The following is a 22,121-nucleotide window of genomic DNA, read 5'->3' on the forward strand; positions in this document are numbered from 1 at the left end:
CACGCCTCCTATCGACCCGCACGGCGGGCACCTGAGGATTCGAGCAGGGCCGGCGGTGCCGTGCGGGCGGCGTTGGGGTTGCGGTGGAAGCCTCGCGCGGCGCCGCGCTGGCGCAGGCCCATGACGAAGACGAACACTCCCGCCACCGCGTCATACAGCTCGGCGGGGATCTCCTGGCCGATCTGGCAGCTGCGGTAGAGCATGCGTGCGAGCGGCACGTCCTCGACGAGGGGCAGCTTGAGCTCGGCCGCGTCCTCACGGATCTTGGCCGCGACGAGGCCGGCCCCCTTGGCGACGACGCGGGGCGCGCCCCGGCCGGGTTCGTAGGCGAGCGCCACGGCGACGTGCGTCGGGTTGACCAGGACCAGGTCGGCCGACGAGAGGTCGGACATCATGCGGTTGCGGCTCATCTCGCGCTGCTTGCCGCGGATCATGCCCTTGAGCAGCGGGTCGCCCTCGGAGGACTTGTTCTCGCGCTTGATGTCCTCGAGGCTCATCTTCAGCGACGACCCGATGCGGCGACGCTCCATGACGTAGTCGGCCGCGGCGAGGACCAGCCCGACCGCGGCGATGACGCGCAGGATGCTCAGGGCCGAGCCGGCCGCGGCCCCGACCGACGCACCGAGGGACCACTGGCCACTCGTGGAGATCTGCTCGGTGATGTCGCGGACGGCGCGGTACCCGATCCAGCCGAACACGACGAACTTGAGCAGGGTCTTCACCAGCTGCCAGGCAGCGTGCATGCCCACGAGGTTCTTCAGGCCCTTGGCCGGGTTGAGCGTCTCGAACTTCGGCTTGAACTTCTTGGCATAGATACGGATGCCGCCCTGGGCGGCGTTGCTCACGAGTGCCGCGACCACCATGGCGCCCATCAGCGGCGCGAGCAGCAGCAGGCTGTGGATGCCGGCCGTCTTGAGCACCTGCATCGCGATCGCGGGATCCGGTTCGACGATGACGCGCTGGAGCTCCCCGAGCAGGTCGCGGAACAGGTCGGCGAGACCGTGGACCAGCTTCGGGACCAGCACCGACGCGACGATGACCGCGACCCACGCGCTCAGGTCCGCGGTCCGCGGGATCTGGCCGTCCTTCTTGGCCTCCTGCTGGCGTTGCGGGGTCGGCTTCTCTGTCTTGGACGCCTTGTCGCTCACGAGCGCGTCCCCATCATCGTGGCCACCGAGACCATGTCGTGGGTCGCCTGGTCCAGCAGCTTGCTCACGGCACCGGGGAGCAGCGAGAACGCCACCCCGGCCAGCGAGATGGCGAGCAGGATCTTCACGGGGAAGCTCATCGCGAAGATGTTCAGGGTGGGCACGGCCCGGCTCACGAGGCCCAGCGCGAGCTCGGCGAGGAACAGCACCACGAGCACGGGCGCGGCGATCTGCAGCGCGCCGGCGAGGAACCGGCCCAGGTCGTCGGTGGCGAGGCGGGCCAGGTCACCGATCGACAGCGGGCGCAGCGGCACCGTCTCGAACGTCATCATCAACCCGCGCACCAGGATCAGGTGGCCGTTGGCGGCGAACAGCAGCGTGATGGCGAGGAGCTGCTGGACCCGGCCGAACATGCTGCTGGAGACGTTGGAGAGCGGGTCGTAGAGGCTGGCGAGGGTGAACCCGCTGGCGAGGTCGATCAGCTCACCGGCGGCCTGGATGGCGGCCATGGCGAGGTGCACGACGAACCCCATCGTCATGCCGACCGCGACCTGCCACAGGGTGGCGCCGACGAGCGACGGCAAGCTGATGGTGGGCGACTGGTCCTTGAGGTTCGGCAGGAGGCACAGCGCCAGGGCGAAGGCCAGCGCCGCCTTGATGCGGGCCGGCACCGACCGGCTGCTGAAGGGCGGGGCGATGGCGAAGAACGCCGACATCCGCACCGTGGCGAGGAGCAGCACCACGAGGGTGTCCGCCGACAGGTTGGCCCGCATCAGCTCAGCAGCTGCGGGAGCATCGTGAACATCGCCTTGGTGAACGCGATGGTCTCCTGGAGCATCCAGTGACCCGCGACGAGGATGACCATGGCGACCCCGATGAGCTTGGGGACGAAGGAGAGGGTGACCTCCTGCACCTGGGTCACGGCCTGCAGCAGCGAGACGCCGAAGCCGATGCCGAGGGCCACGAGGAGCACGGGCATGGAGAGCTTGGCCGCCAGGATCATCGCCTGGAGGCCGATGTGCACCACGTCGGCATCGGTCACTGTCGTCCCCCGGTCCCTCAGTGGTAGCTCTGCACGAGGGCGGTCGCGATCAGGCTCCAGCCGTCGACCATGACGAAGAGCAACAGCTTGAAGGGCAACGAGATCAGGGCAGGGGGCAGCATCATCATGCCCATCGACATCAGCACCGAGCTGACGACGACGTCGATGACGAGGAAGGGGATGAAGACGACGAACCCGATGATGAACGCCGACTTCAGCTCCGAGAGCACGAAGGCGGGGATCAGCGTCGTGAGCTGGACGTCGTCGGGGGTGGCCGGTGCGGCCTGGTCGCTCAGCTTGACCATCGTCGCGAGCTCGGCGGGACGCGTCTGCTTCATCATGAACTCGCGCAGCGGCTTCACGCCGGCGTCGAACGCCTGGCTCTGCGTGATCTCGCCCTTGAGGTAGGGCTGCACCCCGGAGTCGTTCATCGCCGACAGCACCGGCGACATGATGAAGAGGCTGAGGAAGAGGGCCAGGCCGGCGAGCACCTGGTTCGGCGGGATGGTCGTGGTGCCGAGCGCGTTCCGCGTCAGGGACAGCACGACGATGATCTTGGTGAACGAGGTGCAGAGCACGAGGATCGCCGGTGCCACCGAGAGCACCGTGAGCAGCAGGATGATGCTGACCGTCTGGCTGGGCTTGCCCAGGCTGGGGTCGACCTCGACGGAGACGCCACCGGTCGACGTGGGCGACGGGGTGGGGGTGGGCGCGGCGACCAGCGAGGGTATGGCGCCGGGCACCGAGAACGGCGTCGTGGCGGCGAGCGCGGGGGTGGCGGTCCGAGCCGTGGCGGCCCGGACGCCGGTGACCGAGCCGGGGGCCACGGACGCGACGCCGACCTGCGTCGAGGAGGCGGCCGCGGACGGTGCGGCCTGGGCGACGGCGCCCGACAGGCCCACCGCCGAGAGGGTGAGCAGTCCCACCGCGACACCGCGGCGCAGCCAGACGGCTCCGGCAGGACGCCGGAGCGCGCGGGAGAGCTCAGCCACGTCGGCTGATCCCAGTCGCGCCGAGGACGACGGCGGCAGCGTTCCACGGCCACCCGGTCGGTGCCTGGGCCGCCCGACGCGTCGCGCGGGAGTCGACCGGGGTGACGATGGTGCGCGACCGACGTGACCGTCGGCTCTGCGCGGGCTGGGCCAGCTGGAGGGCGGGGGCCGCCGGGACCGAGTGGAGACCCTGCGCCGACTGGAGACCCTGCGCCGACTGGAGACCCTGCGCCGAGTGGAGACCCTGCGCCGCCTCGGGGGCCTGGGCCGACTGGAGGGCCTGGATCGCGTGCAGGGTCGGCACCGCCTGGGCGGACCGGTGCTGGCGGCGGGGGCGGGCGGCGGGCGCGAGCGCGCCGAGGGACAGGCGGCGGGGCCGGTTCGCCCTGCTCGCCTCGCGGGCGGCGCGGGCGCTGCTGCGGGTCTGCAGGCCGGCGGCGACCAGGGCGCGGTTCTCGGCCTCGGCCCAGGTGGCCGAGCGCGCAGGGGTGACGGCCGGCGCCGCGACCGGGGCGGTGAGGGGCGCCGACCAGGCCTGGGCGGACGCGGAGGGATCGAACGGCCCCGCAGCGGACGCACCGGGGTCCGACGCGACGAGCGGGTGGGCGGCGGGCGTGACCGGGGCACCCGGGGAGACGGCAGGAGCGATCGACGAGACGCCCGCGGGCAGCACCGAGCGCACGACGGACAGCGGCGGCGTGGCAGGGACGACGTCCTCGTCGCCGAGCTCGCCGAGGACGGTGACCCCACGGTCGGTCACCCCGAGGACCATGACCTGCGAGCCGACCTTGACCACCTGCAGGGTGGAGGCCTTGCCCAGCGAACGACGGGACAGCACCTCGACCTCGACCGTCGAGCGACCCGGACGGCCGGAGCCGAGGCCGCGCTTGGAGGCCCAGCGGGCCAGCATGACGAGCAGCACCAGAACGACGGCGAGCGAGACGAGCAGGCGCAGGACCGCCAGCACGACCGAGCCGTCGGTCATGCCCGGCCCCGCGCGTCAGCCTCTGCGCTGACGACCTCGGTGATCCGGACGGCGAACTCCTCGTCGACGACGACGACCTCGCCCCGGGCCATGAGCGTGCCGTTGACCAGGACGTCGACCGGGCTCCCGGCCGCGCGGTCGAGCTCGAGGACGACACCGGGGGCGAGCGACAGCACCTCCTGGACCTTCATGCGCGTCCGGCCGAGCTCGACGCTGATGCCCATCTCCACGTCGCGCAGCAGGTGCAGGCGGCGCGGGTCGACGTCGGCGAACGGCGAGCCACCCACCAGCGGCTGGAAGGCAGCCGCGGGCGCGGGGACACCCTCGAGCGGCACGTCGACCGGCGCGTCGACCGGGGAGTCGGCGACCTGGGTCTCGTCAAACTTCATGGTGTGTCCTTCGGGTGGGGCGGGGATCAGGGGGTGACGATCTGGGCGGCGAGCCGCTTGCCGTGGCTGCCGGGGGTGGCCGAGGCGACCGGGACGCCGTCCGCGGCGACGAGGAGCGGTTCGGCCACGGGGTGGCGCAGCGGGACGATGTCGCCGACCGCGAGCGAGAAGACCTCCGCAGAGGTGAGCGTCACCTCGCGGAAGGCCACGGTGACGTCGATCTCGACCTGCTGGAGGCGGGCCTCGACCACGCGGGCCGCAGCCAGGACGCGGCTGTCGGCGGCGGCCACGGCCGACAGCGCGTCGACGGACGCGAGGATCGGCTTGAGCGTGGCGAGGGTCATGCAGAGGGTGGCGGTCGCGGCCTGGTCGCCGATGCGCACCTCGACCTCGCTGGCCACCACGGGGTCCGCGGGCACGGCGACCTGGAGGAACTGGGTGTTGGACTCGAGCGTCTCGAGGCCGGCCCGGACGGGCGCCAGGCTCTCGAACGCATACGTCAGCTCGGCGGCGACCCGCTGCACGAGGTCACGCACGAGGGTGGTCTCGATGTCGCTCAGGGCACGGATCGGCTGGACCCTGCCGCCGGCGCCGCCCAGCAGCCGGTCGATGACACTCATGACCACGCCCATCGGCAGCTGGAAGAGCGCGGTGCCGGGCTGCTCCTCGAAGGAGAGGACCGCCAGGAGGCTGGGGTTGGGCACGGTGCGGATGTACTCGTCGTAGGTCACCTGGCGCACGGAGAGCACGCGGGCGTGGACCACGGTCCGCAGGGTCGTCGAGAGCACCGTCGACAGCTGACGGGCGAAGGTCTCGTTCGCGACCTGCAGGGCCCGCACCCGCTCACGACTGAGCCGGCCCGGACTGCGGAAGTCGTAGGACAACGGCTCGGCACTCACGAAGCCCCAGATCGGCAGGTGGGGTGCCCACCTGAGGCTTTGTCCAGAACCCGGCCGAAAGGACGACCCCACGAGGGAGGCGGCTCTGGCCGGGTGACCACCGCCGCGGTGGGCGGCGGTGCGGTGGAGCTGTTCGGGTTGGGGGCGCGTGGACGGGGGACCTCACGCGTCCCCACCCGGGTCAGGGGGTCATTGCATGACGAACTCGGTGAGGTACACCTTGAGGACCTCGCCCTCGTACCGGTGCTTCACCTCGGTGTCGAGCGCCTTGCGGGCGGCCTCGCGCCCCTTGGGTGCCAGGAGCTGGGCGTACGTGCGCTGGCCGAAGATCTGGATCGCCGCGTCGCGCGCCTTGGCGCCGTTGAACTCGTCGGCGCCGTGACCGGCGCTCGCGTCCGCGGACAGCTGCAGGGACAGCCCGACCTTGAGGAAGCGGCCGTCGGCGAGGTTGAGGGTGAGCGGCTCGAGGTCGGCGACCTTGCCGGGCACGGGGACCTTCGCGGCGGCGGTGTCCCCGGAGGGGCGCAGGAAGAACCAGTACCCGGCGCCGCCGAGGACGAGGACGCCCACGACGATCACGATCAGGAGCTTCTTGCTCTTGCCCTTGGGCTCGGGGGCGGCGGCCACAGGGGCCGGCGCGGTGGCGGTGGCGCTCATGGTCAGTCTCCTGGGATGGACGGGATGGACGAGGCGGACTTGGAGGTGGTCTGCACGGTGGACTCGGGCAGGGCGTGCACGACGATCGCGACCCGGCGGTTGCGGGCCCGGCCGGCGGCCGTGGCGTTGGAGGACAGCGGGCGCTGGTCGGCGTACCCGGAGGCCGAGATCTTCGAGCCGGCGACCCCGCGGCTGAGGACGTACCGCAGCACCGTGGTCGCCCGCTCCGTCGACAGCTCCCAGTTGGAGGGGAACTGGCCCGTGATCGGCACGTTGTCGGTGTGCCCCTCGACGGTGAGCTCGTTGGGCAGGGTCTTGAGGATCGGGGCGACGGCGTCGAGCACCTTGCGCCCCTCGGGCCGCAGGGTCGCCTCACCGGCGTCGAACAGCACGCGGTCGGTGACGACGTTGACGACGAGCCCGTGGTCGCGCACCTGGAACTGCACCGACCCGGACAGGCCCTTGGCCGCCAGCGACTTCGCGATGCGGTCCCGGATGGCGGTGAGGTCGTCCTTTTGGGACTTGCCGGTACCGGTGCCGGCGCCCTTGCCCGCACCCTTGCCCGCGTCGGAGGCCTCGCCCGACGTGCTGGGCTTCACGAGGACCGGGACGATGCTCTCCGGGGGCGTCGGACCGATCGCCTTGCTGTCGGGCTGGCCCTGGACACCACCGTTGAGGATGCCCGTCGACGCGGACACCGCCGCCGGCTCACCGAAGTACTGCTCGAGCCCGTTCGACAGGGCGATGAGCTTGGCCTGGTCGACCTGGCTGATGGCGAACAGCACGATGAACAGCGCCATGAGCAGGGTGATCATGTCGGCGTAGCTGAGGAGCCACCGCTCGGCGTTCTCGTGCTCGGGCTCCTCGTGCTCCTCGGCCCGGCGGCGACCGCCGCCGGCCCGGGCGCTCATGCGGCCTCGGCAGCGACGTCGCCACCGCCTCCGTCGGCCAGGGCTGCGCGGAGCCGCTTCTCGACGACCCGCGGGCTGGTGCCCGACTGGATCGCGAGGACGCCCTCGAGCAGCAGCTCCATGTGGGCGATCTCCGCCTCGCTGACGCGCTTGAGCTTGCTCGAGATCGGCAGCCACATGACGTTGGCGCTCATGACGCCCCAGAGGGTGGCGACGAAGGCGCTGGCGATGAGCTCGCCGAGCTTCTCCGGTGCGCCCAGGTTGCCCAGGACGTGGATCAGGCCGATGACGGTGCCGATGATGCCGATGGTCGGCGCGTAGCCGCCCATGTCGGCGAAGAACTTGATGCCGAGCTTGTCGCGCTTGCGACGGGTGGCGATCTGGGTGTGCAGGACGTCGTAGATCTCGTCACCGTCGGTGCCGTCCACCGTCATCTCGATCCCGTCCTTGAGGAAGGGGTCCTCGATGCTGCGGGCCCGCTCCTCCAGGGCCAGCAGGCCCTCGCGGCGGGCGGTGTCCGCCATGGAGACCAGCTCGGCGACGACCTCGTCGCTCTTGGGCTCCTTGGCGGTGAACGCCAGGGTGAGCTGCTTGAAGATCAGCCCCATGTCGGTGATGAACCCACCGGCCATGGCGGCACCGATGCTGCCCACGAAGACGAGGATGATCGGCGGGAGCAGGAGGATGGAGGTCGGCGAGGCGCCCTCCATGATGAGGGAGGCGACGACCGCCCCGAAGACGACGACGATGCCGAGAAGGGTTGCGATCTCCATCTCAGATGTCCGAGTCCCGGACGGCGTGCAGGCCTGCGCGCTGCGACGGTGAGTGCTGGACGAAGTCGGCGGCGGAGATGACCGCGGCCCGGAAGTCGCGCACCTCGGCCACGACCTGCTCGACCGACTCGGTCACCACGTAGCGCGTCCCACCCACGAGGGTGATGACGGTGTCGGGGGTGGCCTCGACCCGCTCGATGAGGTCAGGGTTGAGTGCGAAACATGTGCCGTTTCGGCGCGTGACAGCGATCATGGTGCGTCCGTCCTTGGGTCCAAACAAGCGCGACCATCCGTGGCGCGCACCCCTCTTATCGGCAGCCCCGCGCCATACCTGAGGGGCTTTGGGTGCCCACGTCCGGAAAGGGACGCAGGCGGCCGGACCGGACCGGCGGGGTATGGCGCCGGGCCGACCACCGGGCCGGCGGTGGGCACGACGAGCCTCCCGACCGCGGGCATGACGACGGGCGGTGGGGCGCGGCTCTCCCGCACCCCACCGCCCGTGGTGGGTGGTCCAGCGCCAGGCTCAGCGCTTGAGGTTGACCAGGTCCTGGAGGATCTCGTCGGAGGCGGAGATGACGCGGGAGTTCGCCTGGAAGCCGCGCTGGGCGACCACGAGGTTGGTGAACTCCTGGGCCAGGTCGACGTTGCTCATCTCGAGGACGCCGCTGTTGAGCTGGCCGCGACCGCCGGTGCCGGCGACGCCGACCTGGGCCTGGCCGGAGTTGGCGCTGCCGCGGTACATCGAGTCCCCGGCCTTCTCGAGGCCACCGGGGTTGGCGAAGTTCGCGATCGCGACCTGGCCGAGCTTCTCGGTGAGGCCGTTGGAGAAGACGCCCACGAGGATGCCGCTGGTGTCCATCGTGAAGCTCTGCAGCTGGCCCATGGTCGAGCCGTCCTGGGTGCGGGCGGTGGCCGAGCTGGAGCCGGCGAACTGCGTCAGCGGCGTCGCGTCGCCACCGATGCTCATCGTGACGTCGCCGGGGAAGGTGTAGCCCGCGGTCGCCATGGCGGCGCGGCCGAGGGTCATGGTGTCGGTGTTGAACTTCTGGGTGGTCTGGTTCCACGTGAGGTTCGTCGTGCCGACGGTGACCGGGCTGCCGTTGGCGCCGGGGACGGTCGTCGTCGCGGTCCAGGCGTTGGTGCCGGTCTTGGTGTACGTCGTCGAGGCGGGGATGGTCCGGCCCTGGGCGTCGAAGATGTCGATGCTGTGGGTGACGCTGGCGCCGTTGGCCGCGTCGGACGGCAGGTTGCCACCGATGTCGATGGTGCCCGTGGCCGTCGGCGCGAGGACCTGGCCGAACGGCAGCTTGAGACCGCTCGTCGAGGCGTTGGTGTTGATGACGCCGTTGGCGGCGGGCCAGCCCTGGACGGTGGCGCCCTCCGGCGTGGTCAGGTTGCCCAGCGAGTCGAACGAGAACGACCCGGCGCGGGTGTACATCGCTTGGCCGTCCTTCTGGACGACGAAGAAGCCGTCGCCCTGGATGGCCATGTCGCCCTGGCGGCCGGTCACTTGGGTGCTGCCCTGGCTGAAGTTCGTGGCGATGCCGGCGACCCGCACACCGAGGCCGACCTGGGCCGCGTTCGTGCCGCCGCCACCCTGGGAGGCGCCACCGGCGTTGCGCACGGCCTGGCTCAGGGTGTCCTCGAAGACCGTCTGGCCGGACTTGTAGCCCGTGGTGTTGACGTTGGCGATGTTGTTGCCGATGACGTCCATCATCGTCTGGTGGCTGCGCAGACCGGAGACGGCGGAGAAGAGGGAGCGAAGCATGGGTCAGTCCTTTGCGGTGGTGGGGGCGGAAGACGTGGACGAGGTGGCGGTGCCGACCTCGGTGACGGTGCTGAGCGGCACCTCGGTGTGGTTGACGATGAGCTTCGGCCCGGCAGCGGTGAGCTTGACCGAGTCGACGGTGCCGGTGGCAGTGGCACTGCCCACGGAGTAGGTGACGCGCTGGCCCACGAGGGTCAGGGCGTTGAGGCTGTTCTGGCCGGCGATGACGGCGGCGTTCTGGGCCACGAGCTCGTGGAGGGTCTCGACCATCTGCATCTGCGCGGTCTGCGCCATGAAGGCGGCGCTGTCCACGGGCTTGCTCGGGTCCTGGTACTTCAGCTGGGCGACGAGCAGCTTGAGGAACGCGTCGCCGGTCATCTCGTTGCCGGTCGACGTCTTCGAGGTTCCCTGGGTCGCCGCGGCCGCGTTGGCGGCAGCCTGGGCGTTGAACGCCGCGGCCGTGGCCGCGGGGTTCGAACCGATCGGGGTCGTCATGGACGGGCTCACATTCTGACGTCGAGGGCGACGTCGTGGGACAGGGAGCGGGTGGTGGGGCTCGGGCTCGGCAGGGCGGTGTCGGCGGTGGTCGTGCGGTGGTGCGGTATGGCGCCGTGCCCGGTCCGCGGCGCGTGGCCACCGCTGGTGCCGGCACCCGCCCCGGCCTGGCCGAAGAGGTCGGAGGGTCCGGACTGGACGTCCATCTCCGCCGTCCGCAGGCCGGACTGCTCGAGCTGCGCCCGCAGCTCCGGCAGCCCCTGTCGCAGCGTCTCCCGGGTGGCGGCGTCGGCGGCGATGAGGTGCAGGGCCACCTCTCCCCCACTGAGCGAGAGCTGGACCCGGACCTTGCCGAGGTTCTCGGGCTCGAGGTGCACGGTGACGCGGTGCGTCCCGTCCGGACCGGTCAGCAGGGGCGACACCGCGCTGAGCACCTGCGCCTGCGGGGGCAGCGGCACCACGGGGTTGGCTGCCGGGGCCGTCGCTGCGGGGGACGCAGCGGTGGTGCCCGTGGCGGGTGCGGCCGGTGCGGTCGCCGACGCCGCCGCAGCGGCATCGGCTGCGGCCGTGGAGGTGAGTCCCGAGGTGACCGTCGCCGCGGCGAGGGCCGGGGCGACGCCCGCCGTGACCGGCACGGTGGCAGCGTCGACAGGCGTGACCTGGCCGGTCGGCGCCGCCCCCGTCACCGAGGTGTCCGTGCCGGCGTCGGCGCGTGACGAGGCGACGCCACCGAGGGATGCCGGGCGGCCGTGCACGAGGGTCGGGACGGGGCCCTCGGACTGGCCGGAACCCTGCTGACCGGCGCCGCCCTGCCCGGTCCCGGACTGGGCGCCACCGGACTGGGCTTCACCGGGCTGTGCTCCACCGGACTGGCCGCCCTCGGGTCGAGCCGCGACCTGGTCGGCGTCGGTCGTGCCCGCAGCCGGGGTCCCTGCCGCCACGTCACCGGCACCGGTGGGGAGGGCGTCGGTGGCAGCGGTCGCCTCGGCCTGGGTCGCCGCGGCGACGGCGGACGTGCCGTCGGGGGCACCCGGCGTCGAGGCGCTCAGATTGGAGGTGGCGGACGAGGTCGCACCCGCCGCGACGACCGTCGCCTCGCCCCCGGTCGTCGGGGTACCGACGGCCGTCGTCGTGCCGGGCTCGGGTGCGTGGTCTGCTTCGGAGGACGGCTGCGACGCGCGGGCGACGAAGTCCCCTGCGCCCTTCGACGAGCTCGCTGAGGGGTCCTTGCCGTGGACGGGCCCGGCCGAGGACTCGTCCCGGGTCGGCCGCTCGAACCGCGCGGGGTGGCCAGGGTGGCCGGGACGGATCGGGTGGTGCGGGTGGTCGGTGCGGTCCGTGCGGTCCGACTGGATCGGACGGTCCGGGCGCTCGAACACCGAGTCAGGAGTGGGGCGCTGGCTGCGCTCGCTCACGGTGGAACGGCCACGGGGGTCCGCTGGGTCGACCCGGTCGCGGGCGTGGACACCGCGACCGGAGTCGAGCTGGGAGCGGATGGCCACCTCGAAGCCCGCACCGTCGTCGGCGTTGCGGCCGCCGACCGGTGCGGTGACGGGGGTCGCCGGGGCGACGGGGAACATCTCGACGCGGGTCACGCGGCACCTCCCATGTAGCCGATCACGCGTTGCACGTACTGCTGGGTCTCCCGGTAGGGCGGCACACCGCCGTACCGCTGCACGGCACCGGGGCCGGCGTTGTAGGCGGCGACCGCCAGCGAGGTGGACCCGAAGGTGTCGAGGTGCCTGGCGAGCAGGCGCGCCGCACCGTCGATGGCCTGCGCCGGGTTGCGCGGGTCGACCCCGAGGCCCCGGGCGGTGGCGGGCATCAGCTGCATGAGGCCCACCGCACCGGCGGGGCTGACGGCGTTCGGGTTGAAGCCGCTCTCGGCCTTGGCGACCGACGTGAGCAGGGCGACCGGGACGTCATACCGCTGGGCGGCGCTGGCGAACAGGCTCTTGAGCTGGGCCGGCACACCGGCCGGGCCACCCGTGCCACCCACGGCGGCGGAGGACGGGTCGGCCGGCGCCGCGATGCGCCGGATGGCCGTGGGGGTGCGGTAGACGTCCTGGATCTTGACGTCCTGGCCGGCCCGCGGGGCCACCACCATCTTGCCGTCGCCGACGTAGATGCCGATGTGGTCGACGGGGCTGCCGAAGGCGACGAGGTCCCCGGGCCGCGCGTGGGCGAGGTCCGGCACGGCCGTCCCCATCCGCGCCTGGTCGGCGGCGACACGGGGCAGGGTCACGCCCACGTCGGCGTACGCCCGCTGCACCAGGCCGGAGCAGTCGAGGCCCTTCGCCGGGTCGGTGCCGCCCCACACGTAGGGGACGCCGAGGTACTTCTTCGCGGCGTCCACCGCCCGGGCACCGAGGTCGCCACCAGTGCTCGAGGCACCCGAGATCGACTGCGCCTGAAGGGCCTTGACCTGGTCGAGGGCGCTACCGAGCACGTCGTCGAAGGACGTCGAGGTCGACCCGGAGGTGGCGGTCGTGGCGGCGGCGGACGTCGCCGAGGTGCTCGTGGTCGCGGTCGGGGCCGCGACGGTGAACCGGCTCTGGATGGCAGCGATCCGAGCGAGCGCGCCCGCGGGGCCGACGGTGTCGATGCTCATGAGAGGCCTCGCTTCAGCGCGCCGGCGCTCTCCTCGGCAGCCCGCTGGTCTGCGGCCAGCAGCCCGCGGAGGGCGATGAAGTCCTCGCGCTCGACGAGGCGCTCGAGACCCGAGGTGCGGGTCATCGCCTCGGTGAGCAGCGCCCGCGCCCGGTCGCTCTCGCCGACGGCCAGCTCGTGCCGGCTCGTGGCGACGGCGACCTGCTCGGCGCGGCCACTGGCCAGGGCGCGGGCAGCGACGAACGCCGCGGCACCGAGCACCTGGGGGGCCTGCGTGACGTCGGTGTAGCGCTCGAGGGCAGCGTCCGCGTGGCCCTGGGCCACGGCGGCGTCGGCGAGGGCCCGGGAGAGATCGGCCTGACGGCGCTCCTCCTGGATCTTGCGCACCTTCAGCACGACGGCGAGGCGGTCACGACGGGCGGTCACATCGCACCTGCCAGCTGGTGCAGGGCCGACCAGCTCTCACCGAGGTCGGCGACGTCGTCGAGGTCCTGGCGCAGGAACAGGTCGATGGGGGCGGAGAACTGCAGGGCACGGTCGACCAGCGGGTTGCTCCCGGCGACGTAGGCGCCGATCTCGACCAGGTCCTTGGCGTCGCGACGGGCTGCCAGCAGCTGGCGCAGGGACGACGCGGCCGCCCGCTGCGGCCCGTCGGTGAGGGCACGGGTGGTCCGCGAGACCGACTCGAGGACGTCGATGCAGGGGAAGTGGCCCGAGGTCGCCAGCCGGCGGTCGAGGACGATGTGGCCGTCCAGGATCGAGCGGACGGAGTCGGCGATGGGATCGTTCATGTCGTCGCCCTCGACGAGCACCGTGTAGAGGCCGGTGATGCTGCCGGAGTGGGAGGTGCCGGCACGCTCGAGCAGGCGCGGCAGCAGGCCGAACACCGACGGCGGGTAGCCGCGCGTGGCCGGTGGCTCACCCGCGGCGAGGCCCACCTCGCGCTGCGCCATGGCCACGCGGGTGACGCTGTCCATGCAGAGCAGGACGTCCTGGCCCTGGTCGCGGAACCACTCGGCGATGCGGGTGGCGGTGAAGGCGGCGTGCAGGCGCACGAGGGCCGGCTCGTCGGAGGTCGCCACGACGACGACCGCCCGCGCGAGGCCCTCGGGGCCGAGGTCGTGCTCGACGAACTCGCGCACCTCGCGACCGCGCTCACCGACCAGGGCGAGCACGCAGACCGGGGCCTCGGTGCCGCGGACCATCATCGAGAGCAGGCTGGACTTGCCGACGCCGGACCCGGCGAAGATGCCCATGCGCTGGCCACGACCGCACGGCACGAGGGTGTCGATGGCACGGATGCCGAGGCCGAGCTGGGTGTCGATCCGGTCGCGGGTCATCGCCGGCGGGGGCGTGCCGTCCGAGGTCTCCCACGTCACGTCGGACAGGGCCGGCCCGCCGTCGATGGGCCGGCCGAGGGCGTCGACCACGCGGCCGATCAGGCCGGCCCCGACCGGGACCCGGAGGGGGCCACCGGTGGAGGCGACGACGGCGCCGCGGCGGACACCGCGCAGGTCGGAGACGGGCAGGCAGCGCGCGGCGTCGCCGTCGAGCGCGACGACCTCGGCGAGGATCGGGCCCTGGTCGCCCAGGACCTCGACCGCCTCACCCACGGCGACGTCGAGACCGGAGACCTCGATGCCCACACCGAGGGCACGGGTCACCCGCCCGGTCACGCGGGGCCGGGCGGCACGCAGCAGGTCGTCGAGGACGGGGCTCACGAGGACAGCACCTCCCGGACCCGGGCGAGCGCCGCGCCCAGCTGGGCGTCGATGGTGCGGTCGCCGATGTCGACGAGGCAGCCACCGCGCTCGACGGAGGCGTCCGGGACGACGTGCACGGCGCAGCCGGGCACGAGGTCCGCGAGGGAGTCGGGGGTCAGCTCGGTGTCGTCGGGGTGGACGTGCACCGTCACGTCGGAGCCCCGCGGGATGCCGACGAGGGCGCGCTCGACCGCGTCGCGGGCGGCGCAGTCGTCGACGCGCAGGTGGTGGCCCACCAGGGCCTCGGCGATCTCGACCGCCATCGGCACGGCGACCGCATACACGTCAGCCACGGTCGCGGACGCGGTCGCGTCGGCGACGGCGGCCCGCAGGGCGTCGAGCTCGGCGGCGAACCGGCGGTCGCGTTCGGCCCGGGCGGCCTGCTCGCGGCCCGCGGCCTGCTCGACCCAGAGCTCCTGCTCGCGGGCTGCCGCGAGCAGGCCCTCCTGGTACCCGGCGTCGTGCCCCTCCTCGAACTGCTGGGACGACACGGAGCCGGCTCCCACGACACCCGAGGCGTGGCTGAGCTGCCGGGTCGAGAACAGGGCGGGACGCACCCCGGCCGTGGCGGAGCTGCGCAGCAGCACCGTCGCGGGACGCAGGTCAGAGGACGAGGTCATCGCCGCCACCCCCGCGCGAGACGATGATGTCGCCGGACTCCTCGAGGGAGCGGATCAGGCGGATGATGACGGCCTGCGCCTCCTCGACCTGCTTGAGCCGGACCGGGCCCATGACCTCGATCTCCTCGACGAGGCCTGCGCCCGCACGCTCGGACATGTTGCGCGTGATCTTGTCCCGCACCTCGGTCGAGACACCCTTCAGGGCCAGGGCCAGCTGCTTGGTGTCGGCCTGGCGCAGCACGGCCTGGACCGCCCGGTCGTCGAGGTTGACGATGTCCTCGAACATGAACATCTGTGCCCGGACCTCTTCGGCGAGCTCGGGGTCGCGCTGCTCGAGGCCCTCGAGGATGAGCCGCTCGGTCGAGCGCTCGGAGCTGTTGATGATGCCGACGAGCGGGCCGAGGCCCCCGACCGACGTGTAGTCCGAGCTCTGCACGAGGTTGGCCAGGCGGTGCTCGAGGTGGCTCTCGACCTGCCGCACGATCTCGGGTGCGGTGCGGTCCATGACAGCAAGGCGGTGCGCGACGTCGGCCTGCATCTCCTCCGGGAGGCCGCTGAGCAGGATGGCGGCCTGGTCGGTGGCCATGTGGGCGAGCACGAGCGAGATGGTCTGCGGGTGCTCGTCCTGCAGGTACGTCAGCAGCAGGCGCGCGTCGACGCGGCGCAGGAACGCGAACGGCGTCTGCGAGAGGGAGGTGTTCAGGCGGGACAGGACGTCCTTGGCGCGCTCGGGGCCGAGGGTCTTGACGAGCATCTCCTCGGCCAGCTCGATGCCACCCTGGACGTAGTACTCCTGGGCGCGGACCATCGAGGTGAACTCGCCGAGCACGACGTCCTGCGTGTGCAGGTCGGCGCCGTCGAGCCGGGCGATCTCGGCCGTGAGGGCCTCGACCTCGCTGGGGCGCAGCGAACGCAGGACGTGCGCGGAGTCCTCGCTGCCGAGCTGCACCAGGAGCACGGCCGCCTTGCGGAGCCCGGTGAGCTCCGTCGTCATCACGGTCATCAGCTGCCGTCCGCGATCCAGCCGCGCAGGAGGCGGGCCACGTCGTCGGGGCGCTCGCGTGCCAGGGTGCCGATGGTCTCGCGGGACTGCGCACGCAGCTCGCCGACGCTCTCGCGGTGCGGTGCTGCCGAGCGCGACTCCGCCTGCTCCAGCAGGGCGTCGACGGGCGCCGGTCCGGTCGGGACCCGGTACACCTCGATCTCCTGCGGGGCGGCCGGTCCGCCACGGCGACGCGAGCGCAGGAGGCCGATGACGAGGGCGAGCAGGATGAGGACGCCGAGCCCGACGGTCTTGCCCAGGCTGATCATGTCGGCGCGCTTCTTGTCGGCGGCCGCCGCGTCGAGCTCCTTCTTGGCCGTGGCCGCGGCCGTGGTGTCGAAGGCCATCTGGCTGACCTGGACGACGTCGCCACGCTTGGGGTCGAGGCCGGCCGCGGCCGAGACCAGCGAGCTCAGCTGCGTCTGGTCGACCGAGCCCGCCGACTTGGCGTCGAGCAGGACCGCGACGCTCAGCCGCTGGATCTTGCCGGGCGCCGTGGTCGTCTGCTCCTTGAGGGTGCCGACCGCGTTCGTCTGGGTCGAGTCCTCCTTGACGTAGTTGTTCTTGCCGGAGCCCGTGGTCCCGGTGCCGACGTTGTCGGGGCCGAGGACCCCACCGACCGGGGCGCCACCGGCGCCGTTGTAGGTCTCCTTGCTCTTGGTCTGCGTGAGCGTGGTGTTCGGCTTGGTCGGGACGTACTCCTGGCGGTCGATCGTCTGCTGGTCGAAGTTGAGCTGGGCGTCGACCCGGACGACGGCCTTGCCGGGGCCGACGACCTTGTCGAGCATCGACTGCACCGCGGCGGCGGTGGCGTCGGACACGGCGATTTGCTGGGACTGGCGGGCGTCGGCGCCGGCCGACCCGCCACCGTTCTCACCGGCGGCGTTGAGCACCTTGCCGCTGGCGTCGGCGACGGTCACCTGGGCGGGGTCGAGCTTGGCCACGGATCCTGCGACCAGGTGGACGATCGAGTCGACCATCGTCGACGAGAGGTTGGTGCCGGGCGCGGTCTTGACCAGCACCGAACCGGTGGGCTTGGCGGCGTCGGTGGTGAACACGTCGTCCTGCGGGACGGCGAGGTGCACGACCGCGGCCTGCACGCCCTCGATCGACTCGATGGTCTTGGAGAGCTCGCCCTCGAGGGCGCGCTGGTAGGTGACCTTCTGCTGGAAGTCGCTGCTCGTCATGCTCTGCTTGTCCAGCAGCGAGTAGCCCTGCGAGTTCGAGTCGCCGGCCGGCAGCCCCTCGCCCGACAGGGTGATGCGGGTCTGGTAGACGTCGGCCTGCGGGACCATGACGGTCTGGCCGCCGTCGGCGAGCTGGTACGGCTCGCCCGAGTCCGTGAGCTTGGCGGTGATCGCGGCGGCGTCGGCCGAGCTGAGGCCGGTGAACACCGGTGCGTAGCTGGGCTTGGACACCCACGAGACGAACATGACGCCACCGACGACGACGGCGAGCGCCGCCACGGCCGTGACGACGCGCTGCCCCGGCGTGAAGCCGCCGAACAACCTGTTGAAGCGGCCCAGGAGGGCCTTCGGGTCGAAGCCGTTCACATCGGCATCCTCATGATCTCGGTGAACGCCTCGACGGCCTTGTTGCGCACGGCGACGGTCAGCTGGGTGGCGACGGCGGCCTCATTGGCGGCGATCGTGTACTGGTGCACGTCCTGGAGCTGACCGGTGACCGCCTGGACGGCCATCTTGTCGCTCGTCTGGTGCAGGGACTGGAGCTTCTCGAGGCCCTGTTCGAGGGCGTTGCTGAAGCCGGCCGGGTTCGCCGCCGCGGTGGGAGCGGTGGCGGTGACCGGCGGCAGGGCGCCGATCGAGGAGATGGGAGGGATGACCATGGTCAGCGGCCCAGCCCGATGGCCTGCTGGTAGGCGGCCTGCGCACGCTCGACCACGGCGAGGTTCGCCTGGTAGCCGCGCTGGGCCATGATCAGCTGGGTCATCTGGTCGGACATGTCGATGTCGGGGAGCTTGACGTAGCCGTCGGCGTCGGCGAGCGGGTGGCCGGGCTGGTAGACCATGCGGCCCTCCGCGCTGCCGAACTCGACACCGGCGACCTGGACGCCCTCGGGCTTGCCGTACCCGTCGGCCTGGGCCACGACGTAGCGCGCCTGGAAGGCGTTGCCGCTGGTCGGGCGGACGGTGTTGATGTTGGCGATGTTGTCCGACACCGCGTCCATCCACTTGCGGTGCAGGACGAGGCCGGACCCGGCGATGTTCATCGCACCGAACAGGCCCATCAGGCGCTCCCCATCGCGATGCGCATGCGCTGGAAGTGGTCGGTCATGGCCTGGACGCCCAGCTGGTAGGTCAGCCCGGTCTCGGCACCGGCGAGGGTCTCCTCGTCGAGGTTGACGTTGTTGCCGTTCTCACGGGTGGGCTCGAGCGAACGCGCCGAGGTCGGAGCGGCAGATGCGGGGTCGGAGCCGTTGCTGAGCGCGGAGATCAGGCTGCTCTCGAAGTCGACCTTGCCGGCCAGGAAGCGGGGGGTGTCGACGTTCGCGATGTTGTCGGCGATGGTGCGCTGACGCAGGGACAGGCCGTTCAGCGCCTGCCCGAGGGCGCGCATCGTGGTGTCGCCAATCGGGTCGATCATGGCTCTCCTGGAGGGCGTTCGCCGCGCGTGGGGGCGCGTGACAAGGACACGTCGTGGTGTTGCCACACGTCCTTGGCGGCGATGGCCATCCATGGCCAGTCCCCACATCGGCACCGCCCCCGTCGACCTGAGCGCGAAACGCCGTCAGGGACGAAGATCAACCGTTCGGCCCATCTCGGGCACGACGGCCGGAGGAGAAGGGGGCAAACAGCCGCAATGCCGCGGCGTTCCCGCTAGTGCGTCCTCGGCAGGTCCGCGTCCAGCGGGCCGGCGAACGCACCGGCCGGCACCCGGCCGCAGCGGTATGGCGCCGGGCCCGGTCAGGGGCGCGCGGGCACCATACGGGTCAGCGCAGGAAGTCCATCAGGGAGGGCTGCACGACCTTGGCCGCCGCACCGAGGGCCGCCTGGTAGGCGGTCTGCTGGAGGGTGAGGTCGGTGATCGTCTTGGCCAGGTCGATGCCCTCGACGCTGGCGAGCTTCGCGGCGACCGCATCGGAGCGGACCTCGCCGTTGGCCTGGACGGTGAGCAGGCGGTTGGTCCGGGCACCCACGGTGGTCTGCGTCGAGCGCAGCGCCTCCGAGGCGGTGTCGAGGTCGTCGAGCGCGGCGTCCATCGCGGTGGGGTCGCCGCTGCGCAGGGCGTTGCTGATGCGCTCGAGGACACCGGAGCCACCGGCCGCCGAGGGGTCGTGGAGCAAGGTCGTGAAGGCCTGGTCGCCGGTGACGCTGACGGCCAGGGTGCCCGACCCGGAGTCGGGGGACACGGTGCGCTTCACCGTGGCGGTGTTGCCCGAGTAGGCCCCGGTCGCGGGGTCGAAGGCGGTGGCGGTGTCCTGGGTGCCGGCGAAGACGGGACGCCCGAGGTACTGCGTGTTGGCCATCCCGAGGACGGCCTCCCGCAGCTGGTCGACCTCTGTTGCCATGGCGCGCCTCTCGTCGGGGCCGTTCGTGCTGTTGCTGCCCGCGAGCACGAGCGAGCGGATCCGGGTGAGGACCGTGTTGGTCTGGCTGAGCGCCTGGTCGGAGGTGTTGAGCCAGGCCATGCCGTCGTCGATGTTGCGGGCCAGCTGGTCGGACTGCTTGCGCTCCGCCCGCAGCTGCATGGCCGCCACGGTGTCGACCGGCGAGTCCGACGGGCGGCTCAGCCGACGACCCGAGGAGAGCTGCTCCTGGGTTTGCTGCAACCGGCTCAGGCTGCTCTGCAGCCCGGCCATCACGCCACTGTTCAAGGTGGCAGGCGTGACGCGGGTCATGTCGGGTCTCCGGTGCTCTCGTGGCTCGTGGTCGGGTGGGTGGTCGGGTGGGCCGTGCTGTCAATAGACCTATCGGTCAGCGAGCCATGTTCATGAGGGAATCCATGGCCTGGTCGATCACGCTGACGAAGCGGGCGGCCGCCTCGTAGGCGTGCTGGTACGACATGAGGTTGGTCATCTCCTCGTCGAGGCTGACGCTGGAGACGCCCAGGCGCGCCGCGTCGACCTGGCGCAGCATGACGCCCTGGACGTCGGCCTGCCGGGACGCGCTCGCCGACTGCACGCCGAGCTCGACGATGAGGCCGCGGTAGGTGGCATCCGGACCGGTGGGGTCGTTGAGGTGGCCGGCCATGGCGGACGCGTTGTCGCCGTCGTAGGCCGGTGGGGCCGCCTTCGAGGCCGCGATGCCGTTGGTCGCCGTCATGGAGACGGTGATCGTCGCCGCGGTGGTGCCACTGAAGATCGGCGCCCCGGGGGCCCCGTTGCGGTCGTACCCCGCCGCCTGCTGGGCGTTGACGGTGGTCGCCAGCTTGGCGGCGATCGAGTCGAGCGCCGAGACGTAGCCGGGGATGGTCGTGGTGAGCGCCGTCGTCAGGGCCTGGACGTCGCCGCCGGTGACCGTCGCCGGTGTGCCGCTGGCGGCCCACGAGACCTGGACCTGACCGGACTGGCCCGGCAGGGTGGGACCGTCGACCCGCAGCTCGGTCGCGCGTGAGCCGCTGACGAGCTGGCTCCCTCCCACGGTCACGCTGACGGTGCCGTCGTCGTTGAGCCGGCCGACCGCGCCGATGCTCTCCCCCAGCTGGAGGACGAGCTGGTCGCGCTGGTCGGAGAGCTCGCTCGTGGAGGCGCCGGACACCTTCGCGCTGCGGATGGCGTCGTTGAGGCGGGCCATGTCGCTCGCCGTGCGGTTGACCTCGGAGATGGTGACGGTCAGGGCCTCGCGCGTGCCGGACCACTGCTGGCCCAGCTGCTGGCTGGTGCGCCCGAGGGTCGCCGCGAGCTGCTTGGCCTCCTCGAGCACCTGGGTGCGCGGGGCCGTGCTCGTCGGGTCGTTGGCCAGGTCGTGCCACGAGCTCCAGAAGCTGGCCATCTGGGCCTGCAGGCCGGTGTCGCTCGGCTCGCCGAAGATCCCCTCGACGGACTTCAGGGTCGCCGCGCTGGAGGTGAGCGACGACGCACTGCCGCGCACCTGCTGCGCCCGGGCCTCGAGGAACTCGTCACGGATGCGCTCCGTGCCCCGGACCATCACGCCGTCGCCGAAGGCGGTGGAGCGCGAGTACATCGCGGGAACGGGCGAACCTCCCGCCGCGACCTGGTCCAGTCGCTGGCGGGAGTAGCCGGCCGTGTTGACGTTGCTGATGTTCTGGCCGGAGACCTCGAGGCCGCGCTGGGCCGCTTGGAGCGCCCGGGCGCCGATGCCGAGACTGCTGAAGCCGGACATCAGGCCCTCGCGTCCACGTAGGCCGGCTGCCACTGGCGCCGGACCGGACGGTCGGCCCGCTCGGGGCGGTCGGCCCGCTCGGTGGCCGCGAGCTCCAGCTCACGACGGGTGGCGGCCATCGCGTCCACGACCCGGTCGGTCAGGGCGGACATGCGGTCCTGCAGGGTGCGGGCACGGTCGACGAGCTCGGCGGGCAGGCCGGCGGCCACGACGGGCACCGGGAGGGCCCGGAACTCCTCGAGGCGGCCTTCCTCCACGAGGCGCTCGCCCTCGTCCACCGCAGCCTCGAGCTGGGCCAGGGCGACGACCCAGCGCACGGCCCAGGAGTCGGCGCTCATGCCGGGTCCGGGGCGAGCGCGGCCTCGGCGAACGCGTCGCGCAGCGGCTCGACGACCTCGAGGCACTCGGTGACGAAGGTCGCGTCCTTGGTGACGTTGGCACGCACCAGCCGGTCGGTCAGGTAGTCGTAGAGCGCCTTGAGCTGCGTGCCCTCGGGCCACAGGTCCAGGTCGAGGGAGCCGGACAGCTCGGCGACGATGTCCTGCGCGTGCAGCAGGTTCCGGTGGGCCACCTCGATGTCGCCGGCGGCGACGCCCGTGAAGGCGGTGTTGAGGTCCTTGAGCAGCCGGTCGTAGAGCATGACGACGAGGCGGTTCGGAGAGGCGGTGGTGACTGCGTCGCCGTGGTAGCGGCGCCGCAGCATCGCGGAGGTGGTCACGGTAGGG

The 22,121-nt window shown here is 72.1% G+C and carries 27 protein-coding genes; all 27 read right to left on the reverse strand.

The genetic code is table 11. The annotated features are described in order from the left end of the window. Nucleotides 1-8: 8 nt before the first annotated feature. The 27 genes from ASD62_RS09995 to fliS all read right to left on the reverse strand — a co-directional run bounded on the left by ASD62_RS09995 (nt 9) and on the right by fliS (nt 22,114). Nucleotides 9-1,148: a flagellar biosynthesis protein FlhB gene (locus ASD62_RS09995; protein ID WP_056915832.1), complete on the reverse strand. Its 1,140-nt coding sequence runs from the start codon at nt 1,146-1,148 to the stop codon at nt 9-11. Further along, nucleotides 1,145-1,921 (reverse strand): flagellar biosynthetic protein FliR, encoded by a 777-nt coding sequence (gene fliR / locus ASD62_RS10000; protein ID WP_056915833.1) that lies wholly within the window; start codon nt 1,919-1,921, stop codon nt 1,145-1,147. Before fliR ends, ASD62_RS09995 begins: the two co-directional genes overlap by 4 nt. Continuing rightward, a complete protein-coding gene (locus tag ASD62_RS10005; protein WP_056915834.1) occupies nt 1,921-2,190 on the reverse strand; it encodes a flagellar biosynthetic protein FliQ in 270 nt (89 codons plus the stop codon). The genes fliR and ASD62_RS10005 overlap by 1 nt, the downstream gene beginning before the upstream one ends. Nucleotides 2,191-2,207: 17 nt before the next feature. Further along, nucleotides 2,208-3,182: a flagellar type III secretion system pore protein FliP gene (gene fliP / locus ASD62_RS10010; RefSeq protein ID WP_235529307.1), complete on the reverse strand. Its 975-nt coding sequence runs from the start codon at nt 3,180-3,182 to the stop codon at nt 2,208-2,210. Next, the gene (locus ASD62_RS10015; RefSeq protein ID WP_056915835.1) at nt 3,175-4,167 is read right to left on the reverse strand and encodes a flagellar biosynthetic protein FliO; all 993 of its coding nucleotides are present in this window, start codon (nt 4,165-4,167) and stop codon (nt 3,175-3,177) included. The genes fliP and ASD62_RS10015 overlap by 8 nt, the downstream gene beginning before the upstream one ends. Next, entirely contained in the window at nt 4,164-4,556 is a 393-nt protein-coding gene (gene fliN, locus ASD62_RS10020; protein ID WP_056915836.1) for a flagellar motor switch protein FliN, read from the reverse strand. The genes ASD62_RS10015 and fliN overlap by 4 nt, the downstream gene beginning before the upstream one ends. Nucleotides 4,557-4,582: 26 nt before the next feature. Beyond that, nucleotides 4,583-5,455 carry a flagellar motor switch protein FliM gene (locus ASD62_RS10025; protein ID WP_056915837.1) on the reverse strand — a complete coding sequence of 291 codons (873 nt, stop codon included), beginning with the start codon at nt 5,453-5,455 and terminating at the stop codon, nt 4,583-4,585. Between the two features lie 189 nt (nt 5,456-5,644). Then, nucleotides 5,645-6,112 (reverse strand): flagellar basal body-associated protein FliL, encoded by a 468-nt coding sequence (gene fliL, locus ASD62_RS10030; RefSeq protein WP_056915838.1) that lies wholly within the window; start codon nt 6,110-6,112, stop codon nt 5,645-5,647. A 2-nt stretch (nt 6,113-6,114) separates the two neighbouring features. Further along, a complete protein-coding gene (locus tag ASD62_RS10035; protein ID WP_056915839.1) occupies nt 6,115-7,023 on the reverse strand; it encodes an OmpA family protein in 909 nt (302 codons plus the stop codon). Then, complete coding sequence (locus tag ASD62_RS10040; RefSeq protein WP_056915840.1) at nt 7,020-7,796, reverse strand: motility protein A; 777 nt, start codon at nt 7,794-7,796, stop codon at nt 7,020-7,022. Before ASD62_RS10040 ends, ASD62_RS10035 begins: the two co-directional genes overlap by 4 nt. A 1-nt stretch (nt 7,797) precedes the next feature. Next, complete coding sequence (locus ASD62_RS10045) at nt 7,798-8,049, reverse strand: flagellar FlbD family protein (protein WP_056915841.1); 252 nt, start codon at nt 8,047-8,049, stop codon at nt 7,798-7,800. Between the two features lie 270 nt (nt 8,050-8,319). Further along, on the reverse strand, nt 8,320-9,564 hold the full coding sequence (locus tag ASD62_RS10050) for a flagellar hook protein FlgE (protein WP_056915842.1): 1,245 nt from the start codon (nt 9,562-9,564) through the stop codon (nt 8,320-8,322). Between the two features lie 3 nt (nt 9,565-9,567). Continuing rightward, on the reverse strand, nt 9,568-10,059 hold the full coding sequence (locus ASD62_RS10055; RefSeq protein WP_056915843.1) for a flagellar hook assembly protein FlgD: 492 nt from the start codon (nt 10,057-10,059) through the stop codon (nt 9,568-9,570). An 8-nt stretch (nt 10,060-10,067) separates the two neighbouring features. Beyond that, the gene (locus ASD62_RS10060; RefSeq protein ID WP_056915844.1) at nt 10,068-11,654 is read right to left on the reverse strand and encodes a flagellar hook-length control protein FliK; all 1,587 of its coding nucleotides are present in this window, start codon (nt 11,652-11,654) and stop codon (nt 10,068-10,070) included. Beyond that, nucleotides 11,651-12,670 carry a transglycosylase SLT domain-containing protein gene (locus ASD62_RS10065; protein WP_056915845.1) on the reverse strand — a complete coding sequence of 340 codons (1,020 nt, stop codon included), beginning with the start codon at nt 12,668-12,670 and terminating at the stop codon, nt 11,651-11,653. The genes ASD62_RS10060 and ASD62_RS10065 overlap by 4 nt, the downstream gene beginning before the upstream one ends. Next, on the reverse strand, nt 12,667-13,095 hold the full coding sequence (locus ASD62_RS10070) for a hypothetical protein (RefSeq protein WP_056915846.1): 429 nt from the start codon (nt 13,093-13,095) through the stop codon (nt 12,667-12,669). Before ASD62_RS10070 ends, ASD62_RS10065 begins: the two co-directional genes overlap by 4 nt. Next, nucleotides 13,092-14,390 carry a FliI/YscN family ATPase gene (locus tag ASD62_RS10075; RefSeq protein ID WP_056915847.1) on the reverse strand — a complete coding sequence of 433 codons (1,299 nt, stop codon included), beginning with the start codon at nt 14,388-14,390 and terminating at the stop codon, nt 13,092-13,094. Before ASD62_RS10075 ends, ASD62_RS10070 begins: the two co-directional genes overlap by 4 nt. Continuing rightward, the gene (locus ASD62_RS10080; protein ID WP_157581428.1) at nt 14,387-15,052 is read right to left on the reverse strand and encodes a FliH/SctL family protein; all 666 of its coding nucleotides are present in this window, start codon (nt 15,050-15,052) and stop codon (nt 14,387-14,389) included. Before ASD62_RS10080 ends, ASD62_RS10075 begins: the two co-directional genes overlap by 4 nt. After that, a complete protein-coding gene (fliG, locus tag ASD62_RS10085; protein WP_056915849.1) occupies nt 15,036-16,055 on the reverse strand; it encodes a flagellar motor switch protein FliG in 1,020 nt (339 codons plus the stop codon). Before fliG ends, ASD62_RS10080 begins: the two co-directional genes overlap by 17 nt. Then, the gene (gene fliF, locus ASD62_RS10090) at nt 16,055-17,647 is read right to left on the reverse strand and encodes a flagellar basal-body MS-ring/collar protein FliF (RefSeq protein ID WP_056915850.1); all 1,593 of its coding nucleotides are present in this window, start codon (nt 17,645-17,647) and stop codon (nt 16,055-16,057) included. Before fliF ends, fliG begins: the two co-directional genes overlap by 1 nt. Further along, nucleotides 17,644-17,940, reverse strand: a complete 297-nt coding sequence (fliE, locus tag ASD62_RS10095) for a flagellar hook-basal body complex protein FliE (protein ID WP_056915851.1) — start codon at nt 17,938-17,940, stop codon at nt 17,644-17,646. The genes fliF and fliE overlap by 4 nt, the downstream gene beginning before the upstream one ends. A 2-nt stretch (nt 17,941-17,942) precedes the next feature. Then, nucleotides 17,943-18,341 (reverse strand): flagellar basal body rod protein FlgC, encoded by a 399-nt coding sequence (gene flgC / locus ASD62_RS10100; RefSeq protein ID WP_056915852.1) that lies wholly within the window; start codon nt 18,339-18,341, stop codon nt 17,943-17,945. Beyond that, nucleotides 18,341-18,697 (reverse strand): flagellar basal body protein, encoded by a 357-nt coding sequence (locus ASD62_RS10105; RefSeq protein WP_056915853.1) that lies wholly within the window; start codon nt 18,695-18,697, stop codon nt 18,341-18,343. Before ASD62_RS10105 ends, flgC begins: the two co-directional genes overlap by 1 nt. A 346-nt stretch (nt 18,698-19,043) precedes the next feature. Continuing rightward, nucleotides 19,044-19,952, reverse strand: coding sequence for a flagellar hook-associated protein FlgL (flgL, locus tag ASD62_RS10110; RefSeq protein WP_056915854.1), 909 nt, complete (start codon nt 19,950-19,952; stop codon nt 19,044-19,046). 76 nt (nt 19,953-20,028) lie between these two features. Beyond that, on the reverse strand, nt 20,029-21,396 hold the full coding sequence (gene flgK, locus ASD62_RS10115) for a flagellar hook-associated protein FlgK (RefSeq protein ID WP_056915855.1): 1,368 nt from the start codon (nt 21,394-21,396) through the stop codon (nt 20,029-20,031). Further along, entirely contained in the window at nt 21,396-21,734 is a 339-nt protein-coding gene (locus tag ASD62_RS10120; protein WP_056915856.1) for a hypothetical protein, read from the reverse strand. Before ASD62_RS10120 ends, flgK begins: the two co-directional genes overlap by 1 nt. After that, complete coding sequence (gene fliS, locus ASD62_RS10125) at nt 21,731-22,114, reverse strand: flagellar export chaperone FliS (RefSeq protein WP_200956872.1); 384 nt, start codon at nt 22,112-22,114, stop codon at nt 21,731-21,733. The genes ASD62_RS10120 and fliS overlap by 4 nt, the downstream gene beginning before the upstream one ends. Nucleotides 22,115-22,121: the final 7 nt, after the last annotated feature.

This window comes from Phycicoccus sp. Root563, assembly GCF_001427915.1.
Classification (GTDB): domain Bacteria; phylum Actinomycetota; class Actinomycetes; order Actinomycetales; family Dermatophilaceae; genus Pedococcus.